The sequence below is a fragment of the Acinetobacter sp. YH12156 genome (assembly GCF_013418235.1).
GTDB classification, from domain to species: Bacteria; Pseudomonadota; Gammaproteobacteria; order Pseudomonadales; family Moraxellaceae; genus Acinetobacter; species Acinetobacter pseudolwoffii.
Map to the genome: position 1 here is coordinate 117,604 of NZ_VPCL01000010.1, position 16,663 is coordinate 134,266.

The 16,663-nt window shown below is 41.8% G+C and carries 14 protein-coding genes, 2 tRNA genes and 3 pseudogenes; 10 read left to right on the forward strand and 9 right to left on the reverse strand.

Translation table 11 applies throughout. From position 1 onward, the window contains the following. Window positions 1-347 precede the first annotated feature (347 nt). Window positions 348-2,048 (forward strand): NAD-dependent malic enzyme, encoded by a 1,701-nt coding sequence (locus FTU87_RS09600; RefSeq protein WP_005094687.1) that lies wholly within the window; start codon window positions 348-350, stop codon window positions 2,046-2,048. 269 nt (window positions 2,049-2,317) lie between these two features. Here the strand turns inward: FTU87_RS09600 and FTU87_RS09605 are convergent, their stop codons facing one another. Both FTU87_RS09605 and FTU87_RS15170 read right to left on the reverse strand, forming a co-directional pair. Then, window positions 2,318-2,554, reverse strand: a complete 237-nt coding sequence (locus FTU87_RS09605) for a VF530 family DNA-binding protein (protein ID WP_005173763.1) — start codon at window positions 2,552-2,554, stop codon at window positions 2,318-2,320. Window positions 2,555-2,720: 166 nt separating this feature from the next. Continuing rightward, window positions 2,721-2,858: pseudogene (locus FTU87_RS15170) on the reverse strand (type II toxin-antitoxin system HipA family toxin); the annotation flags it as partial. A 346-nt stretch (window positions 2,859-3,204) separates the two neighbouring features. Here FTU87_RS15170 and FTU87_RS09610 point away from each other — a divergent pair. Continuing rightward, the gene (locus FTU87_RS09610; protein ID WP_180097165.1) at window positions 3,205-4,296 is read left to right on the forward strand and encodes an ATP-binding protein; all 1,092 of its coding nucleotides are present in this window, start codon (window positions 3,205-3,207) and stop codon (window positions 4,294-4,296) included. A gap of 48 nt (window positions 4,297-4,344) precedes the next feature. On the opposite strand, the gene FTU87_RS09615 is transcribed toward FTU87_RS09610, so the two are convergent. Next, on the reverse strand, window positions 4,345-4,653 hold the full coding sequence (locus tag FTU87_RS09615) for a helix-turn-helix transcriptional regulator (RefSeq protein ID WP_005173768.1): 309 nt from the start codon (window positions 4,651-4,653) through the stop codon (window positions 4,345-4,347). A 376-nt stretch (window positions 4,654-5,029) separates the two neighbouring features. On the opposite strand from FTU87_RS09615, the gene acnA reads away from it, so the two are divergent. Beyond that, complete coding sequence (gene acnA / locus FTU87_RS09620) at window positions 5,030-7,786, forward strand: aconitate hydratase AcnA (protein ID WP_180097167.1); 2,757 nt, start codon at window positions 5,030-5,032, stop codon at window positions 7,784-7,786. Between the two features lie 267 nt (window positions 7,787-8,053). Here acnA and FTU87_RS09625 read toward each other — a convergent pair. The 5 genes and pseudogenes from FTU87_RS09625 to FTU87_RS09645 form a co-directional block, all read right to left on the reverse strand. Beyond that, window positions 8,054-8,316, reverse strand: a pseudogene (locus tag FTU87_RS09625) (helix-turn-helix domain-containing protein). After that, a complete protein-coding gene (locus FTU87_RS09630; RefSeq protein WP_159138894.1) occupies window positions 8,276-8,638 on the reverse strand; it encodes an MbcA/ParS/Xre antitoxin family protein in 363 nt (120 codons plus the stop codon). The pseudogene FTU87_RS09625 and the gene FTU87_RS09630 overlap by 41 nt, the downstream one beginning before the upstream one ends. A gap of 128 nt (window positions 8,639-8,766) precedes the next feature. Next, window positions 8,767-9,924 (reverse strand): annotated as a pseudogene (locus FTU87_RS09635) (site-specific integrase); the annotation flags it as partial. A gap of 155 nt (window positions 9,925-10,079) precedes the next feature. Continuing rightward, window positions 10,080-10,155 (reverse strand) — tRNA-Gly (locus FTU87_RS09640). A 48-nt stretch (window positions 10,156-10,203) separates the two neighbouring features. Then, window positions 10,204-10,276: transfer RNA gene (locus tag FTU87_RS09645), tRNA-Gly, on the reverse strand. A 233-nt stretch (window positions 10,277-10,509) separates the two neighbouring features. On the opposite strand from FTU87_RS09645, the gene FTU87_RS09650 reads away from it, so the two are divergent. The 5 genes from FTU87_RS09650 to FTU87_RS09670 all read left to right on the forward strand — a co-directional run bounded on the left by FTU87_RS09650 (window position 10,510) and on the right by FTU87_RS09670 (window position 13,346). After that, window positions 10,510-10,818, forward strand: a complete 309-nt coding sequence (locus tag FTU87_RS09650; RefSeq protein ID WP_005094610.1) for a BolA family transcriptional regulator — start codon at window positions 10,510-10,512, stop codon at window positions 10,816-10,818. 9 nt (window positions 10,819-10,827) lie between these two features. Next, window positions 10,828-11,220: a SirB2 family protein gene (locus tag FTU87_RS09655; protein ID WP_180097169.1), complete on the forward strand. Its 393-nt coding sequence runs from the start codon at window positions 10,828-10,830 to the stop codon at window positions 11,218-11,220. A 95-nt stretch (window positions 11,221-11,315) separates the two neighbouring features. Then, window positions 11,316-12,152, forward strand: coding sequence for a ParA family protein (locus FTU87_RS09660; RefSeq protein ID WP_005094607.1), 837 nt, complete (start codon window positions 11,316-11,318; stop codon window positions 12,150-12,152). Window positions 12,153-12,165: 13 nt separating this feature from the next. After that, entirely contained in the window at window positions 12,166-12,558 is a 393-nt protein-coding gene (locus tag FTU87_RS09665; protein ID WP_180097171.1) for a hypothetical protein, read from the forward strand. Between the two features lie 194 nt (window positions 12,559-12,752). Further along, a complete protein-coding gene (locus tag FTU87_RS09670; protein ID WP_180097173.1) occupies window positions 12,753-13,346 on the forward strand; it encodes a threonine transporter RhtB in 594 nt (197 codons plus the stop codon). A 21-nt stretch (window positions 13,347-13,367) separates the two neighbouring features. Here the strand turns inward: FTU87_RS09670 and FTU87_RS09675 are convergent, their stop codons facing one another. After that, the gene (locus tag FTU87_RS09675) at window positions 13,368-14,006 is read right to left on the reverse strand and encodes a DedA family protein (RefSeq protein WP_074383709.1); all 639 of its coding nucleotides are present in this window, start codon (window positions 14,004-14,006) and stop codon (window positions 13,368-13,370) included. Window positions 14,007-14,277: 271 nt separating this feature from the next. Between FTU87_RS09675 and FTU87_RS09680 the strand changes: the two genes are divergently transcribed. Both FTU87_RS09680 and guaA read left to right on the forward strand, forming a co-directional pair. Next, on the forward strand, window positions 14,278-14,640 hold the full coding sequence (locus FTU87_RS09680; protein WP_005094599.1) for a NirD/YgiW/YdeI family stress tolerance protein: 363 nt from the start codon (window positions 14,278-14,280) through the stop codon (window positions 14,638-14,640). Window positions 14,641-14,831: 191 nt separating this feature from the next. Further along, entirely contained in the window at window positions 14,832-16,400 is a 1,569-nt protein-coding gene (gene guaA / locus FTU87_RS09685; protein WP_005094597.1) for a glutamine-hydrolyzing GMP synthase, read from the forward strand. Window positions 16,401-16,663 lie beyond the last annotated feature (263 nt).

A 16,663-nucleotide genomic window follows, 5' to 3' on the forward strand; every position in this document is an offset into this window, starting at 1 on the left:
ATTGAATTTATCCTTTATCCTTGATGAGCTTTAACTTTTTGTCAAATCAATCTTCTGCCTTAGCAGTATGAAAAAGATCAACACTATTTAAATAGGCCATAACCCATTTTAAATCAGTGAGATTTTAAAATAGAACAAGCATTTTTGATGGATAAAAGAAATTTATTACAAAATTAACCAAAATCTCTCCTATCACGCTACGTTATCAGATTATAAAATCCTGCTAAAAGTATTATCAATTTACTAAATACCCCAAAAGGCTAAAATCAGGATAGGCTATATAAAATAACGATAGTGATGTCATTGTTTTCGGCGAAGTGCCGAGGATTGATTAGAAGAGTTAAATAATGCCCAGAGAAAATTTGAACAGTAAACGCCCTTTATATATTCCTTATGCCGGAAATACCTTATTAGAACTCCCGTTACTCAATAAAGGTTCTGCATTTACTGAAGAAGAGCGTAGAAGCTTTAATTTGCATGGTTTAATTCCTCATGTGACCGAGACCATCGAGGAACAGAGTCAGCGCTCTTATCAGCAATATTGTGCTTTTAATAGTGATATCAACAAGCATATTTATTTGCGTAATATCCAGGATACCAATGAAACCCTGTTTTATCACCTGATTGAAAATCACCTTAGCGAGATGATGCCGATTATTTATACCCCGACTGTAGGGGAGGCATGTCAGCGCTTTTCTGATATTTATCGCCGTCATCGCGGGATCTTTATTTCCTATCCGGATCGCGATCAGATCGAGCAGATTATTCACAATATTAATAAAAAGAACGTGAAAGTGATTGTGATTACCGATGGCGAACGCATTTTGGGTTTAGGCGATCAGGGGATTGGCGGAATGGGGATTCCGATTGGTAAATTGGCGCTCTATACTGCCTGTGGTGGAATCAGCCCGGCGTATACCTTACCGATCACTCTCGATGTCGGCACCAATAATCAGCAATTGCTGAATGATCCGATTTATATGGGCTGGCGTGAACCGCGGATCAGCGGCGATGAATACTATGCTTTTGTCGAAATGGTGATTCAGGCCATTCAGCAGCGCTGGCCGGATGCATTGATTCAGTTTGAAGACTTTGCGCAGAAAAATGCCATGCCTTTGCTGGAAAAATACCGTGATCGCATTTGCTGCTTTAATGATGATATTCAGGGAACCGCTGCGGTTTCGGTCGGAAGTTTAATTGCCGCTTCGCGTGCAGCAGGCAAGCAGTTGAAAGATCAGGTGGTGGCATTTCTGGGGGCTGGTTCAGCTGGTTGCGGGATTGCGGAACAGATCATTAAACAAATGATTGCGGAAGGCTTGAGCGATAGCGAAGCACGTGCACGAATCTTTATGGTCGACCGCTTTGGTCTGATCACTGAAAATCAGCCGAATTTACTAAATTTTCAGCGTAAATTGGCACAGCCTGCTGAACATGTAGAAAGCTGGGCAGATGCTGAAGCCATGATTTCATTAACAGATGTCGTGAAGCATGCTAAGCCAACAGTACTGATTGGGGTTTCGGGGCAACCGGGATTATTCACACAGGAAGTGGTTGAAGCTATGGCTGAGAATAGCGTGCAGCCAATTATTTTCCCTTTATCCAATCCGACTTCACAGGTAGAAGCAGTACCGGCAGATATTTTGCAATGGACTAAGGGTAGAGCGCTGATTGCCACAGGTAGCCCCTTTGCACCGGTGAATTATCAGGAAAAAATCCATCATATTTCACAGTGCAATAATTCTTATATTTTCCCCGGAATTGGGTTGGGGGTGATTGCTTCGGGTGCGAAGCGTGTTACAGATAATATGCTGATGGCTTCTAGTAATGCTCTGGCGGATTGTTCGCCTAAGTTGCAAGACCCACAAGCGGATTTATTGCCGAGTCTCGATTATTTGCAGTCTATTTCAAAGCAGATTGCGTTGAAAGTCGCCCTTGCTGCCATTGAGGATGGGGTGGCGCCTAAAGTAAGTATTGAGGACTTGCAGTTAGCGATTGAGCATAATTTCTGGACACCGCAATATCGTGATTATCAGCGGGTCACTTTCTAATTTTAAATGAAGACAAACTCTGACTAAGCACTCGTTTTGGGCTGGTCAGCGTTTATTGGTTAAAATAGGCAATGCCTAAAAAAAGCCCCGATCTTTCGATCAGGGCTTTTTTGAATCTGGAGCGGGAAAGGAGACTCGAGCTCTCTGATTCCAATCTCGATAAAGTCGCTGAGATTTATTTTATTAAATAATATTAATTTTAAATATATGATTTAATGTAAAATATTTTACTGACTGGTATAATTTGATGATAAGAGAGGAGCCTGGGTCTACGGTTTCTGTTTTGCCTTTTGGCGTAAGACGTACAAATATAAGCTTTCTACTTTTTCACGTGCCCATGGTGTGGTACGCAAGAATCGTAATGATGATTTAACACTTGGGTCTATGCAAAAACATCTAATTTCAATTTTACGACTTAAACCTTCAAAGCCACCGTAGTAATCCAATAATTCATCCAAAATGTCAGCAAGTTTTTTGCCGTGTAAAGGGTCATTGGGGGTGTTCATAATAGATCAATCGTATTTTGGGTGGCCATTATTATAACCTGAGCTAATTGGAAAACTAGAGCGTTTGAATGTAGGTAATGATGGACTGAATAGCCACCAAAATTCTGGAGCATGCCCAGCAATCGGGTGAGGCATCATATATATGACTTGGTAATCCCATGTGCTATGTAGGAAAGTTTTTTCTTAATGGGTCACCTTTTAATGGGGGTAGGTACGAGGAGCGTTCTAAACCTTTACGGATCGCTTCAGCACTGTATTCAAAGGCAATTAATGGTCGACCTGTGATTGCTGTTGAGGAGACCAGTGTACCCCAAAGCCAATATTCACCCCATCAATTATAGTAAGCATTAAGTTTTTTGAGCGTGGATTTATTTCCAGATAAAGTCGTTCTTTACGAAGCCTCTCACATAAAACGCAACAACTTCTTCAGGTTTTTCTGAATCTTAAATCCATAATATTGGGTCTTATGTTCAGATATGGCTATTAAGCCACAAAATAATGGAGTTATAAAATGTGTCGGTTGATCGGTGCAAAGGTGCTTTATTGGGTGATTAGGTCCTATTAGATTAAAGAAGTCTAATTAGACATTTACAATCTAATGAAATCTAATACAATCTATAGCAATAAAGAATCATTGTTGAGTAATTAAAATGAGTAGCATCTCCAATGACCCTTGGCATTTTCCACGTACAGAACTAGCTAAACAAATTTTAGGCATGTTTGAGACTGGACTAGCTAGTTCTCTGACTTTTTTTGCCCCACGCCGGATGGGAAAAACTGAATTTTTACGAAAAGATATTACGCCCTTAGCAGAACAGCTTGGATGGCACGTTTTTTATTTCAGTTTTTTAGATGCAGGCCTGCATAGTGAAGGACAGTTTGTAAAAGCTCTTGATGAGTTTTCACAGCAAAATGGCTTGATTGGTAAAGCCAATCATTGGATTAAAAATATTGGCTCTTTAAGTACAGAGGTGGCAGGTGTAAAAGCCGAAGTGACTCTTGCACAAGGGCAAGTGAATTCCAGTATTTTATCTAGTATTACAAAACTGGCTCAGCAGGGTAAACCTATTTTATTGCTACTTGATGAGATTCAGGCTTTAGCTAGTTCAAAATATAAAACAACTATTGCCAGTTTGCGTACTGCTTTAGATATGCATAAAGAAACGATAAAGGTAATTTTTACTGGTTCAAGTCGAGAGGGCTTGAGACAAATGTTTTCTGTGAGTAGTGCTCCATTTTTTCATTATGGGCAGAATTTACCTTTTCCAAATCTAACAAAAGCATTTACAGATCATCTGGCAGATGTATTTAATCAAACAACAGGACGTAGTTTGGATAAAGAAATTTTATGGTGTGCTTTTTTAGATATGAAGCAAAGTCCTCAACTGGTGAGGTCATTGGTTGAGCGTTTAGCATTAAACCCAATGCTGGCTATAGATTTTGCAAAGGAACAGCTTATAGCCGATACAATGGGGCACCGTGACTTTTCAGGATTATGGGGAGAGTTTAAGTTATTAGAACAGCTGCTCTTAAAAGCCATAGCTGAATCACAAGTTGAACTTTACAGTATTCAATTTAGACAGCATCTTGCTGACTCCATCGGTGTAGACAGCATTGCCGTATCAAGTATTCAATCTGCCCTACGTTCTTTATCAAAAAAACAAATTATTTTTAAACCAGAAAATGGTACTTATGAAATCGAGGATGCTCTTTTTAAAGAATGGATTATGGATGAAGCATAAATTTTTTAATAATGGTCAGTACCCGGTAAAATACCTCGTTAAGAGGATTTATGATTCCTCATCTCCGAGAAGACCCTTCCATGGGTTGGTCATTAAGTCATCCTGATCTTCGATCGTGATTTTAATTTCATCATTCAATAATTGTCTGATTAAATGAACTTTATCATCTGGAATGAGCATCAGTTGAGCATTTAATCCTGCCGCGATAATTTCTAAGGTCTCTAATCGTGGATTACCCTGACTTTCCAGTTTTTGGTACTGCTGTCTTGAAATGCCTGTACGGGATTGCATATTAACTTGCTTTAAGCCCAATAGGGTTCGTCTTTTTTTGATTTGCTGAAGTAAAGATTCATTCATTGTAGACACATTTATTTCTTTTAGGTTCTATAAGAAACATATTAGTTTCTTTTTTTTGAAAAGCATTTATGATTTTATTATTTCGATCTGTAAAACAGCCCTAGCTACGTAGTGATCTGAAATCATTCTGAAAATACAGTTAAAATACGCGGTTCAATTTAACTTATCTCCTTACGGAATTGGCAGAAAGATTGTCGATGCCGGATCTGAACTGTCGACAACTCTCTGGCAAAAATTCCTGGCAGCCCTGCATTTAACTACCTAGCGCAATCCGATAATAAATAATAACAAACCCGCCGCGCAGTTGGCATACAGTAAGTAAAGAAGTGGTTGACTGTGATCATAAAAATAACATCTTAAGCCGGAGGGAAACTAGATGGCCAAGTATAGTGATATCAATAGTTTTAATACCTTAGAAACATTGACCGTCGGTTCAGAACACTATCAGATTTTCAACCTGTCCAAATTGCAAGCGCAATTGGGCGACCTGTCCCGGCTGCCAAAATCTTTAAAAGTCTTGCTGGAAAATTTACTACGTTTTGAAGATCAGCTCACGGTGAAAACCGAGCATATTCATGCGCTGGCAGGGTGGTTAAACAACCAAACCTCAGAACAGGAAATCCAGTATCGTCCGGCACGGGTGCTGATGCAGGATTTTACCGGTGTTCCCGCAGTGGTTGATCTTGCCGCGATGCGTGCAGCGGTGGCCAAAGCCGGTGGTGACCCGGAAAAAATTAATCCGTTGTCACCGGTGGATTTGGTCATCGATCACTCGGTGATGGTCGATTACTTTGCCAGCCCGCAAGCTTTTGAGCAGAATGTCGCCATTGAGATGCAACGCAATGGCGAGCGCTACCAGTTTCTACGTTGGGGGCAGGCTGCGCTCAATCAGTTTCGCGTGGTGCCGCCAGGAACCGGGATTTGCCATCAGGTTAATCTGGAACATCTGGCACAAGTAGTTTGGAGCAATGAGGTCGATGGGCAGCGCTTTGCCTTTCCTGATACCTTAGTCGGTACCGATTCACATACCACCATGATCAATGGCTTAGGCGTGTTAGGTTGGGGAGTGGGCGGCATCGAAGCGGAAGCGGCCATGCTGGGCCAACCGATCTCCATGCTGATTCCAGAAGTGATCGGCTTTAAGCTCATAGGTAAACTCAAAGAAGGTATTACAGCAACTGATCTGGTGCTGACCATTACCCAGATGCTGCGCCAAAAAGGCGTAGTTGGAAAATTTGTCGAATTTTATGGCGATGGTCTGGCCGATTTACCCTTGGCTGACCGTGCCACTATTGCCAATATGGCACCCGAATATGGCGCTACCTGTGGCTTTTTCCCGGTTGATGAGGTAACGCTTTCCTATTTACGTTTAACCGGACGTCAGCCGGAAAGAATTGCCTTGGTAGAGGCCTATAGCAAGTTGCAAGGATTATGGCGTAATCCGGGGGATGAACCCGTCTTCACCGATACGCTGGCTTTAGATATGTCGACGGTAGAAGCCAGTCTGGCAGGTCCGAAACGTCCGCAGGATCGTGTGCTATTGTCACAAGTGCCGAAAACCTTTGATGCCTTCATGGATCTGACCTTGAAACCGGTCAAAGAAGAAAAAGAGCGTCTGGAAAATGAAGGAGGGGGAGGTACGGCTGTTGAAGCAAAACAGGCCAACCTGCCACATGAAAATGTTTTTTGTATGATTGAGGGTAAAAAATATCCGTTGCAGCATGGTGATGTGGTGATTTCAGCGATTACCTCCTGTACCAATACTTCGAATCCCAGTGTCATGTTGGCAGCAGGGCTATTGGCCAAAAAGGCAATCGAAAAAGGTTTGCAGCGGAAACCCTGGGTGAAAAGTTCACTGGCTCCAGGTTCCAAAGTAGTTACCGATTATCTCAATGCAGCAGGGTTGACGCCTTATTTGAATCAACTGGGTTATAACCTGGTGGGTTATGGTTGTACCACCTGTATTGGTAATTCGGGACCTTTACCTGAAGCGATTGAAGAAGCTGTGCAATGTTTCGATTTGAATGTAGCCTCAGTACTTTCCGGAAACCGTAACTTTGAAGGACGAGTGCATCCTTTGGTGAAAACCAACTGGCTCGCCTCGCCACCCTTAGTAGTTGCCTATGGTCTGGTCGGGAATATTCGAACTGATCTCACTGCTGAGCCGATAGGTGAAGGTTTTGATGGCCAAGCAGTTTATTTAAAAGATATCTGGCCGACACAGATGGAAATTGATGCCGCACTACAGAACGTGAATACCGAGATGTTCCAGAAAGAATATGCGGAAGTGTTTGAAGGCGATGCCAAGTGGAAAGCGATCCAGATTCCACAAAGTCAAACCTATGCTTGGGATGAACAATCAACCTATATCCGGCATCCTCCCTTTTTTGCAAAAATTGATCAGCCGGTGCGACCAATTCAGCCGATCAAACAGGCACGGATTTTAGCTATATTAGGCGATTCAGTCACAACGGACCATATTTCCCCGGCGGGTAATATCAAAAAAGATAGTCCGGCCGGCCGATATTTGCAGCAACAGGGGGTTGAGGTAAAAGACTTTAACTCTTATGGTTCCCGCCGTGGCAACCATGAAGTGATGATGCGAGGTACCTTTGCCAATATCCGCATCAAAAACGAAATGCTGGGTGGCGAGGAGGGTGGCAATACCCTGCATATTCCAAGTGCAGAAAAACTCTCGATTTATGATGCGGCAATGCGCTATCAGGCAGAACAAACCCCACTCGTAATGATTGCTGGGAAAGAATATGGTACCGGTTCTTCACGTGACTGGGCGGCCAAAGGCACCAACCTGTTGGGGGTGAAAGCGGTGATTGCTGAAAGTTTTGAGCGGATTCACCGTTCCAATCTGGTTGGCATGGGGGTGTTACCTTTACAGTTTGTAGAGGGTCAAAACCGGCAGATCTTGAACCTAACGGGCCATGAAACACTGTCAATTTTAGGCTTGTCTGATGATATTCATCCGCATCAAATGCTGAAAGTAGATGTGCAACATACCGATGGTACGTGTAGCCATTTTCAAGTGTTGTGTCGTATTGATACCTTGAATGAGGTGGAATACTTTAAGGCCGGTGGTATCTTGCACTATGTCTTGCGCAATTTGCTCGCTTCCTAAATTGAATTATGAAAGCCCGATACCTACCACAATGCCGGTCAGTTAAGAATTGAAAAACTAAAATTATGCTCAATTAAGACATAAATTTAGATCAATTTAAATTCAAATATAAGGAAATTTAGATTTTTTTTCATCCAAATTTCCTTAACTGACTGGTATTAATCTTTTGATGGGTCTTTTCATAATCTAATGGAGAGCGCTGACCATTGGAACTATGCCTACATTATTAGGTGTAGATATCAAATGTGAACATAGATCTAATCTAATTTATTCATCATATTCCGCAAATATTTCTTCAATTTCATCCCATTGGGGCAAGTTAAACTTTTTTTATTCACTTCGAATTGTAAACCCATGCCATCAAGCACACGTTCAAATATGTCAAATGAACCTGTAAAATGACCATTCTCTATCTCTGAAATTGTTGTTTTATTCACTTTAGTCTTTTCTGAAAGACTTTTCTGTGTATAGCCTAATAATTTGCTTATCTTAAAGTTTAGCCCGAAGACCTTCCACCAATTGTAAAACAGAGGCCAATCCCTGAGGGTTCTGAATCTGTTCTATTGGAATGCCATTCATCAATTTATTGGGTGATTTCATAAAATGCTGCATCCAGGCTGTATCCCCACCTGTCAGAGCATCTAATGATGTGGTAATACGGATTAAAGTGAGGGCGATTTCTCCCTGTTTTGAAGTGGGATCTAATTCAAGAGAAGTTAAAGCTTTCACCGAATCTATACTGAGTATTAAGGCTAGTTGATCCTGTGCAAGACCAAGTCGTTCAGCAGCAGCTAAGACTGCCTTAGCTAATATCATTTTCTGTTTTGCAGTTTTTTCTGATGTTGTATGCATGATCGATCCCTGTTCCAGACGCTGCTAATTCATAGAGTTTATACTATTTAATTATCGTTGATCAGATACTCAATTTTTACTAAATATATTAAATTTGGCTTTACATAAAGAAGCAACGGTTAAATTATTTAACAGCATGTAGTTATTTTTAGACCTTCAGCTTTAAGTTCAAGAGATCGTGGTCTACCGATACAGGCTAAATGTAAACAGAATTTAAATGCGGCCAGTGCTTTGGCATCTTTTGTTGAGTAAAGCTGGAGACGAACATAATCTTCTTGAGTCTTAGGATGCTCTGTTGTGCTCGATTTAGCCAGCTTCAGTAATAAAGGCTGTTTCTTTTTATCTAGCAATTGTACCAAGTCTTGTCCAAGCAAATGCCAAAATTGATGGGGAAACAGGTCTTTTACCTTGGAATAAAATGATTCCAATTGATCGATTTTATTCCATCGATAATGAATGCCAGTATGCGAAACCGTAACACGACTTAAAAATGTCTCAAGCACCACTTTTATTTGATCTGGCTTTTTTTCAAAGATATTTTGAATATTTTCAAAGAAATAGTTCCTTGCTGTGCACTCTTCAATGGTATCAATCATGGCGGGTTTTAAAGGTTTATCAAGATGATTCGTGTTGTTGAGATCAAATAATCTTGGGTTGTTTTTTTGAGACTTGAGTTGGCCCAGTTGTTTGGCATTTTTATACCAGTACTCAACCAGTTCTATAGGTAAGCTCATTTCCTGTGAGACCTGATCTGGATCATGATGAATTTCCAGTAAATTTAGGCACTTAAAAAACCATGCAAATGAGATTTTGGATTCCTTTGTTCCTGCGAAATATTTAGAAAAATCATGAGGCTGTGAGTTAAATGAAACCTCATCCAGAATGTCTTCTATGTTACTTTTTAACCAGTCAGTTTGGTCGTTGAGTAACTCCTGACTTAAATGAATAGCATGCTTTTCAAAATTGAATGGAGCAGTATCTTTTACTGTGTTTAAAAATTTGAAAGAAGGTAGGTAGCCCATCATCTTCTTTACTAATTGAGTATCTATGTCTGGATGATATTGCAGTATTTTATGCCCAGCGATCAGGTAGCTCAGATGAATATAGCTTTTAAAGGTTTCTGTAGGGTCAATGTGACCCAGTAAATGGGCAATCATAAACCAATGATTTTGACCATGCGTATTACGGAGTAACTCTGTCCGAATGGACTGATATTCTTCTTCGGTATAATCCGTCACATTCTTGACCAGTGGAGCGTAATTACAGTTCAGAACAACGGATAAGGTCGTGGGCACGCCATGGTCACATCTTGGTCACAAAATATAAATTACATTAAGAATATTTTTTATTGAATTGAATAACAAAGGAAGGGGGATTTTTAAAAATATAATAAAATCAACAATAAAAAAGCCCCCATCTTTCGATGAGGGCTTTTTGAATCTGGAGCGGGAAAGGAGACTCGAACTCCCGACCCCAACCTTGGCAAGGTTATGCTCTACCAACTGAGCTATTCCCGCGGAGTCTATAAAGTTTTTTAAATGAAAAAACTAAATGAAAAAATTTTGAGCGGGAAAGGAGACTCGAACTCCCGACCCCAACCTTGGCAAGGTTATGCTCTACCAACTGAGCTATTCCCGCATGCCGTGTATAATACAGCATGAAAAAATGTGGTCAACACCTTTGTTAAAAATCTTGTATCAATTGCATAAAATAAAAGCAAAATATTTTAGACCAGACAATAAATCACCAATATTCATGTGGGAATTCATGAAACTTCGCCACAATCAACAGATTGCGCTGTAACAGATTACCAAAATACTCAGCAGAACAAGGTATACTGACTTTATATTTTCAAAGATTGGAGTCAGGCCATGAGCTTAGAACAACAACTGAAAGATCGTTTAGCACAATTATCTCCGACCCATTTAGACGTGGTGAATGAATCTTCGGGTCATGGCGGTTATTTCCCTGGAAAAGAGTCTCATTTTAAAACTGTGATTGTCAGTCAGGCCTTTGCCGGTTTACGTCCAGTCCAGCGTCATCAGAAAGTCTATGCTGCTGCTGGTGATTTACTGGCCAAAGACAAGATTCATGCGCTGGCAATCCACGCATTTTTGCCTGAAGAATGGGCAGGGCAGGACACGACCAGTCCAGCTTGTGCACATGCACCAAAAAACTAAGAGGAAATGATGGAAACTCAACTTTTAGTCAAAATTATTCATATGTCAGCAGCAGGATTAGCGATTGTCGCCATTCTCGCCCGTGCCTTGACTTTGTTTATTGGTACACAAGGCAACCTACCGAATCCAAAGGCACGAATTGCGCTGGTGGCTTTACAGCATCTGGCCATTACGGTGATCGCGTTTACAGGTATTGTGTCATTGGTGATCAAGGATTTTGATGTGCAACCCTGGTTTTATGCCAAGGTTATTTTATTTTTTGTGCTGGTATCCTCTTTAGCTAAAGCCTATAAAAAAGATGATTCAATCTTGCTGGCACAACGCCGGGCTGGCTTATTTATTGCGGTAGTTTCATTGGTTTCTATTTTGATCTTGGTGGTGATCAAGCCGAATTTTGGCTAAAAGCAAGCAGGCTGTGACTTCAAGCGCAGTCTGCCTATGTGAATAATTAAAAAATACAAGTGTGATAAAAGTAGTTAAAAATAATAGGAGGGGACATGCATACACGTGTGGTATTTAATCAAAAAGGTGGGGTGGGTAAGTCCAGTATTACCGTTAATCTGGCCGCGATCAGCGCACATCAGGGTTTAAAAACTTTACTCATTGATCTGGATCCACAAGCCAATTCCAGTCAATACGTATTAGGTGACGATGCGACCTATTCAAGTGACAAGCCGGCATTAGAACCGAATATTGAAAACTATTTTGAAAATGTGCTGGGCAATCAGCAAAGTAAAGGCTTGCTCGGCAATGCAATTGGCTCGATTTTGAAAAGCCGTAGCAAAGGTCTGGAAAGTTATGTGCATCAGTCTCCCTTTAAGTATCTGGATGTGATTCCAGCCAGCCCGACACTGGGCGCTTTGGCACATGCACTGGAGTCCAAGCATAAAATCTACAAACTGCGAGATGCTTTACAACAATTGTCCGGGCAATATGATCGGGTGTTTATTGATACCCCACCGGCGTTTAATTTCTTTACACTGTCAGCTTTGATTGCGGCAGACCGCGTGCTGATTCCATTTGACTGTGATGTGTTTTCTAAACGCGCCTTACAGACCCTGATTGAAAATGTCATTGAAACCCAAGATGACCATAATGAAAGACTGGAAATTGAAGGTATTGTGGTGAATCAGTTTCAGGCACAGGCCAGATTACCGCGTGAAGTGGTGCAGCAACTGAAAGATGAAGGATTGCCCGTACTCAATAGTATGTTACCGCCCTCCATCTTAATGAAAGAATCTCATCATAAAAATCAGCCCCTGATTCATTTGGCTACTGATCATAAATTGACTCAGGCCTATCAATCGTTGTTCAATGAGATAGAGCAGAACTAAGATCGAGTTAACTATGAAACTTGTGAAATTAAGCCTGAGTATTGCAGCACTTGCATTGCTGAGTGCTTGTGCAACAACGGTGAAACCCACCTATGTGTCCCCGACCCAGTATCAGACCTTGGGTTGTCAGCAGCTACAAGGCGAATATAACCGTATTCAGAAATATATCGACAATGGCGTGGAAGCACCAAAACGTACGGGTGTAGGTGTGGGCGTCGGTCTGGGTGGTGGCTGGGGCAGTCGCGGTGGTTGGGGGATTGGTCCGAGTGTTTCCGTCAATATGGGACAGTCATCCAATACCAAGCGAACCGAACTGGCGCGGCTTTTAGGTGAACAGGAAGCGATTATTCAGGCCGCTCGTTACAAAAATTGTCCGATTGTGGTTCGTCAGAATATTGCTAAATAACCAATTCCTGATCTCTTCATAAATGCTGATCTTGGGTCAGCATTTTTTATGCTTTTTTCAAAATAGCCGAGCTGATATTCCGCTTAATATCACTTGAAATGGCGCGTATCGTCTCAGCATTCTAGATTTATAGAGCTGTTCTGGCATGAGAATATTGATTAAGCTATAAGCTAGGCCCGGAATAGTTCATCACGATGATTGAAAATTGGTTATTTATATTGGGGCTAATCGCCGTTCTGATGATTCCAGGGCCGGCGAATGCCTTGGTCGCCAGCTCTGCGTATCAGCAGGGTCAGGCCAAAACCAGCCTTTATATTCCTGCCATTCTGATGGGTTATTTTTATGCGATTAATGTCTGGGCTTTGTTGATTCATCTGGCTTTACCGATCTGGCCAAATTTCAAAAGCTTGTTGTATGTCCTGAGTACCATCTGTGTGGGCTGGATGACGCTGCATTTATATAAGGCCCAGCAGTTAGAACGCTATAGCAAAAATCATCCGCAGATTCGTCCCTGGCAAATGTTTACTGTCACCTTAAGCAATCCTAAAGCAGCATTGTTGGCCTCCGGGATTTTACCCATGGAAACCTGGCAAAGTCCGACCAACTTTGTTCTGGTGTTTGCTGCCTTTTGCTTGAGTACCGTTCCAGTAGGGATTTTCTGGATGGTCTTTGGTCAGGCAATTTTGAGCAGTCACTCTGAAAAAATAAAAGCCGGCCTTATTTATAGAGGCTCGGCTCTGTTTGTACTGCTTTGTCTGATCCCATTACTGATCAAGCTCTGGGATTAAATGCACAGGCTATAAAAAATCTTAAGCTGTTTTACTTTTTTTGAGTCTTTGTTGAATAAAGCCGATCACACCTGGCAAGACACTTAAAATAATAATACCGAAAATCAAATAGGTGAAGTTATCTTTGACGATCGGCATATTACCGAACATATAGCCCAGAATGACAAATGAGCTGATCCAGATAAATCCACCTACTACATTATAGCTCAGGAAATATTTGTAATTCATGCTGCCAGCACCAGCGACAAAAGGTGCAAAGGTACGAGCAAAAGGCACAAAACGCGCAAAAATAATGGTTTTACCACCATGTCTGGCAAAGAATTGCTGGGTCGCCAATAAATGTTTTTTATTGATAAAGCGCGATTCAATCTCGAAAACCCGCGGCCCGATATATTTGCCAATATGGTAATTCAGGGTATCGCCCAATACTGCCGCAACAAATAAAAGCGGAATCAGTACCCAGGGATCCATCACACCTGTAGACGCTGCCAAAGCACCTGCTGCAAATAGCAAGCTGTCGCCGGGCAAGAACGGCATCACCACCAAACCTGTTTCCACAAAGATAATCAGGAAAAGAATGGCATAAATCCAGATCCCGTAATTGGTGATAAATTCAAGCAAGTGATCATCAACATGCAAGATAAAATCAATCAGTTCCATGAGCCCAGTACAAGCAAAAGTGTGCTCAAATCCTAACAGCGATCACCTATAAAGTCAGTAATAAAAGTCGACTATTTTGCGGCTTATTTTTCTGCTGTCGGGCGAATCCCTTCACTTTTAAAGTGGATGTATCAGCGTATAAACATATTTTTATTGGGGCTTTTTGAGCAGATGACACAAATTCATCATGGCGTTACACAACGTCTGCGGCATCTATTTCTGCTTTCTGTTTAGATCATGGAATCATCATAAAAATGGCAGGTCAACACACATGAAAAAATATATTCTGGCGACACTGGTTCTGGCAGCTGCCAGTCCGGCACTTTGGGCTAAATCAGATCAGGCTATTCTGGAGGAAGCAAAACGGAATGTGGTCAGTATTGCTCAGGCACATAAAATGAAAGATGAAACTGGCGTGACCTTAAGGGGGCAGATCGTCAAACAGCGTGCAGCACAAAGTGACGAATTTGAATTAAGAGATAAAACCGGCAGCATCATGATTGATGTGGATGACGACCACTGGAAAAGATTAAAACTCAAAGCAGGCGATCGGGTAGAAGTCTGGGGCGAGGTCGATACGCACCGCAACAAACCCACCGATATTGAAGTGATTCAGATTGAACGCGTGAAATAAACCATTCATTTGGCTGGAACAGAAAAGCAGCGAAACTCTGCTCTCCTGTGAACCAGTCAAAAATGAGGGCATTATTTTCTGAAATTTCTTAACTGTTTAATATTTAAACCAATTGGAATAGTGTGCTTAAACACAAGAAAAATGCTAGAATACGGCGCTTATCTTTCGTTTGCCTTTCATAGTTGTTCGTCATGACTACCAATACTCAAATTACTGAAGATCGTATCCTGATTCTGGATTTCGGTTCTCAATATAGTCAGCTCATTGCACGCCGTGTCCGTGAAGCTGGTGTATATTCTGAAATGTATGCCTATGATATGTCTGAAGAAGACATTCGTGCATTTAATCCAAACGGTATCATCTTGTCTGGTGGACCTGAGAGCGTTCACCTTGAAGGCAGCCCGCGTGCGCCACAAGTGGTATTCGAGCTCGGTGTACCGGTATTGGGTATTTGTTATGGCCTGCAAACCATGTGCGAACAGCTTGGCGGTAAAGTCGAGCCAGGTACTGTGCATGAGTTCGGTTATGCAGAAGTTGATATCGTGGTACGTGACAAGCTGATCGGTAATTTACAGGACCGTGAAAACCAGTTGCATGTCTGGATGAGTCATGGTGACAAGGTTGCCCGTATTCCAGAAGGCTTCCAGATCACTGCACAAACTCCAAGCTGTCCAATTGCGATGGTGTCTGACGAAACTCGTGGTTTCTATGGTATTCAGTTCCATCCTGAAGTGACACATACCTCTAAAGGGGCAGAATTACTGTCGAACTTCGTTCATCAAATTTGTGGTTGCCGCGGTCTATGGACGCCAGAACACATTATTGATCTACGTGTAGAACAGCTTCGCCAACAGATCGGTGATGAAAAAGTATTACTTGGTCTTTCAGGTGGTGTGGATTCATCTGTCGTTGCAGCGCTGTTGCATAAAGCGATTGGTGATCAGCTGACATGTGTGTTTGTCGACAATGGTCTGCTTCGTTTGAACGAAGGTGATCAAGTGATGCAAATGTTTGCTGACAATATGGGGATTCGTGTTATCCGTGCTGCTGCAGAAGAGCGTTTCTTGACTGCACTTGCAGGCGAAGTTGATCCTGAAGCAAAACGTAAAATTATTGGCCGTGAGTTTATTGCAGTCTTTGCTGAAGAAGCACGTAAATTAGATGGGGTAAAATTCCTGGCTCAAGGTACGATTTATCCAGACGTGATTGAATCTGCTGCAAGCAAACAGGGCAAGGCACATGTGATTAAATCGCACCACAACGTGGGTGGTTTACCAGCAGACTTGGCTTTTGAACTGGTTGAACCATTACGTGACTTGTTTAAAGATGAAGTACGTAAATTGGGTACCACTTTGGGCTTGCCACACAGCATGATTTACCGTCATCCATTCCCAGGCCCAGGTCTAGGTGTGCGTATCTTGGGTGAAGTGAAAAAAGAATATGCAGACATTTTACGTCTTGCTGATGACATTTTCATGCAGGAACTTCGTGCCAGCGGTTGGTATGACAAGACTGCTCAAGCATTTGCGGTATTCCAGCCGGTGAAATCTGTCGGTGTTGTCGGTGATGGTCGCCGTTATGCATGGGTAATTGCACTGCGTGCAGTAGAAACTGTGGACTTTATGACTGCTCGTTTCGCGCATCTTCCTTATGATCTAGTCGATAAAATCTCGACTCGTATCATGAATGAAATTAAAGATGTTTCTCGTGTTGTGTATGACGTATCGTCTAAACCACCTGCAACTATTGAATGGGAGTAAAATCGGGATTTCTAAAAGCGATAGCTTTTAGCCGATTTTACGCCAAGAGCTATGCTCGCGGCAGTGAGGGATTTCACGAAGCACGGCTTCTTGCCTGAATGATGCCAAGCGCTATGCACGTAGTAAATATCTGGTTGATCGGAGATATCCCGATAAAAAAGAGCGCTTCGGTGCTCTTTTTTATTAGGATTTTTTCTTCGTGATAGAATATGCAACTTTTCCATGTAAAGTTTATAAAAATTTAAGCTTTCACTAATATTCCT

Coding starts and splice junctions, on each gene's coding strand:
- FTU87_RS09600 (WP_005094687.1), top strand. CDS start 348: ATGCCCAGAGAAAATTTGAACAGTAAACGCCCTTTATATATTCCTTAT.
- FTU87_RS09605 (WP_005173763.1), bottom strand. CDS start 2,554: ATGAACACCCCCAATGACCCTTTACACGGCAAAAAACTTGCTGACATT.
- FTU87_RS09610 (WP_180097165.1), top strand. CDS start 3,205: ATGAGTAGCATCTCCAATGACCCTTGGCATTTTCCACGTACAGAACTA.
- FTU87_RS09615 (WP_005173768.1), bottom strand. CDS start 4,653: ATGAATGAATCTTTACTTCAGCAAATCAAAAAAAGACGAACCCTATTG.
- acnA (WP_180097167.1), top strand. CDS start 5,030: ATGGCCAAGTATAGTGATATCAATAGTTTTAATACCTTAGAAACATTG.
- FTU87_RS09630 (WP_159138894.1), bottom strand. CDS start 8,638: ATGCATACAACATCAGAAAAAACTGCAAAACAGAAAATGATATTAGCT.
- FTU87_RS09650 (WP_005094610.1), top strand. CDS start 10,510: ATGAGCTTAGAACAACAACTGAAAGATCGTTTAGCACAATTATCTCCG.
- FTU87_RS09655 (WP_180097169.1), top strand. CDS start 10,828: ATGGAAACTCAACTTTTAGTCAAAATTATTCATATGTCAGCAGCAGGA.
- FTU87_RS09660 (WP_005094607.1), top strand. CDS start 11,316: ATGCATACACGTGTGGTATTTAATCAAAAAGGTGGGGTGGGTAAGTCC.
- FTU87_RS09665 (WP_180097171.1), top strand. CDS start 12,166: ATGAAACTTGTGAAATTAAGCCTGAGTATTGCAGCACTTGCATTGCTG.
- FTU87_RS09670 (WP_180097173.1), top strand. CDS start 12,753: ATGATTGAAAATTGGTTATTTATATTGGGGCTAATCGCCGTTCTGATG.
- FTU87_RS09675 (WP_074383709.1), bottom strand. CDS start 14,006: ATGGAACTGATTGATTTTATCTTGCATGTTGATGATCACTTGCTTGAA.
- FTU87_RS09680 (WP_005094599.1), top strand. CDS start 14,278: ATGAAAAAATATATTCTGGCGACACTGGTTCTGGCAGCTGCCAGTCCG.
- guaA (WP_005094597.1), top strand. CDS start 14,832: ATGACTACCAATACTCAAATTACTGAAGATCGTATCCTGATTCTGGAT.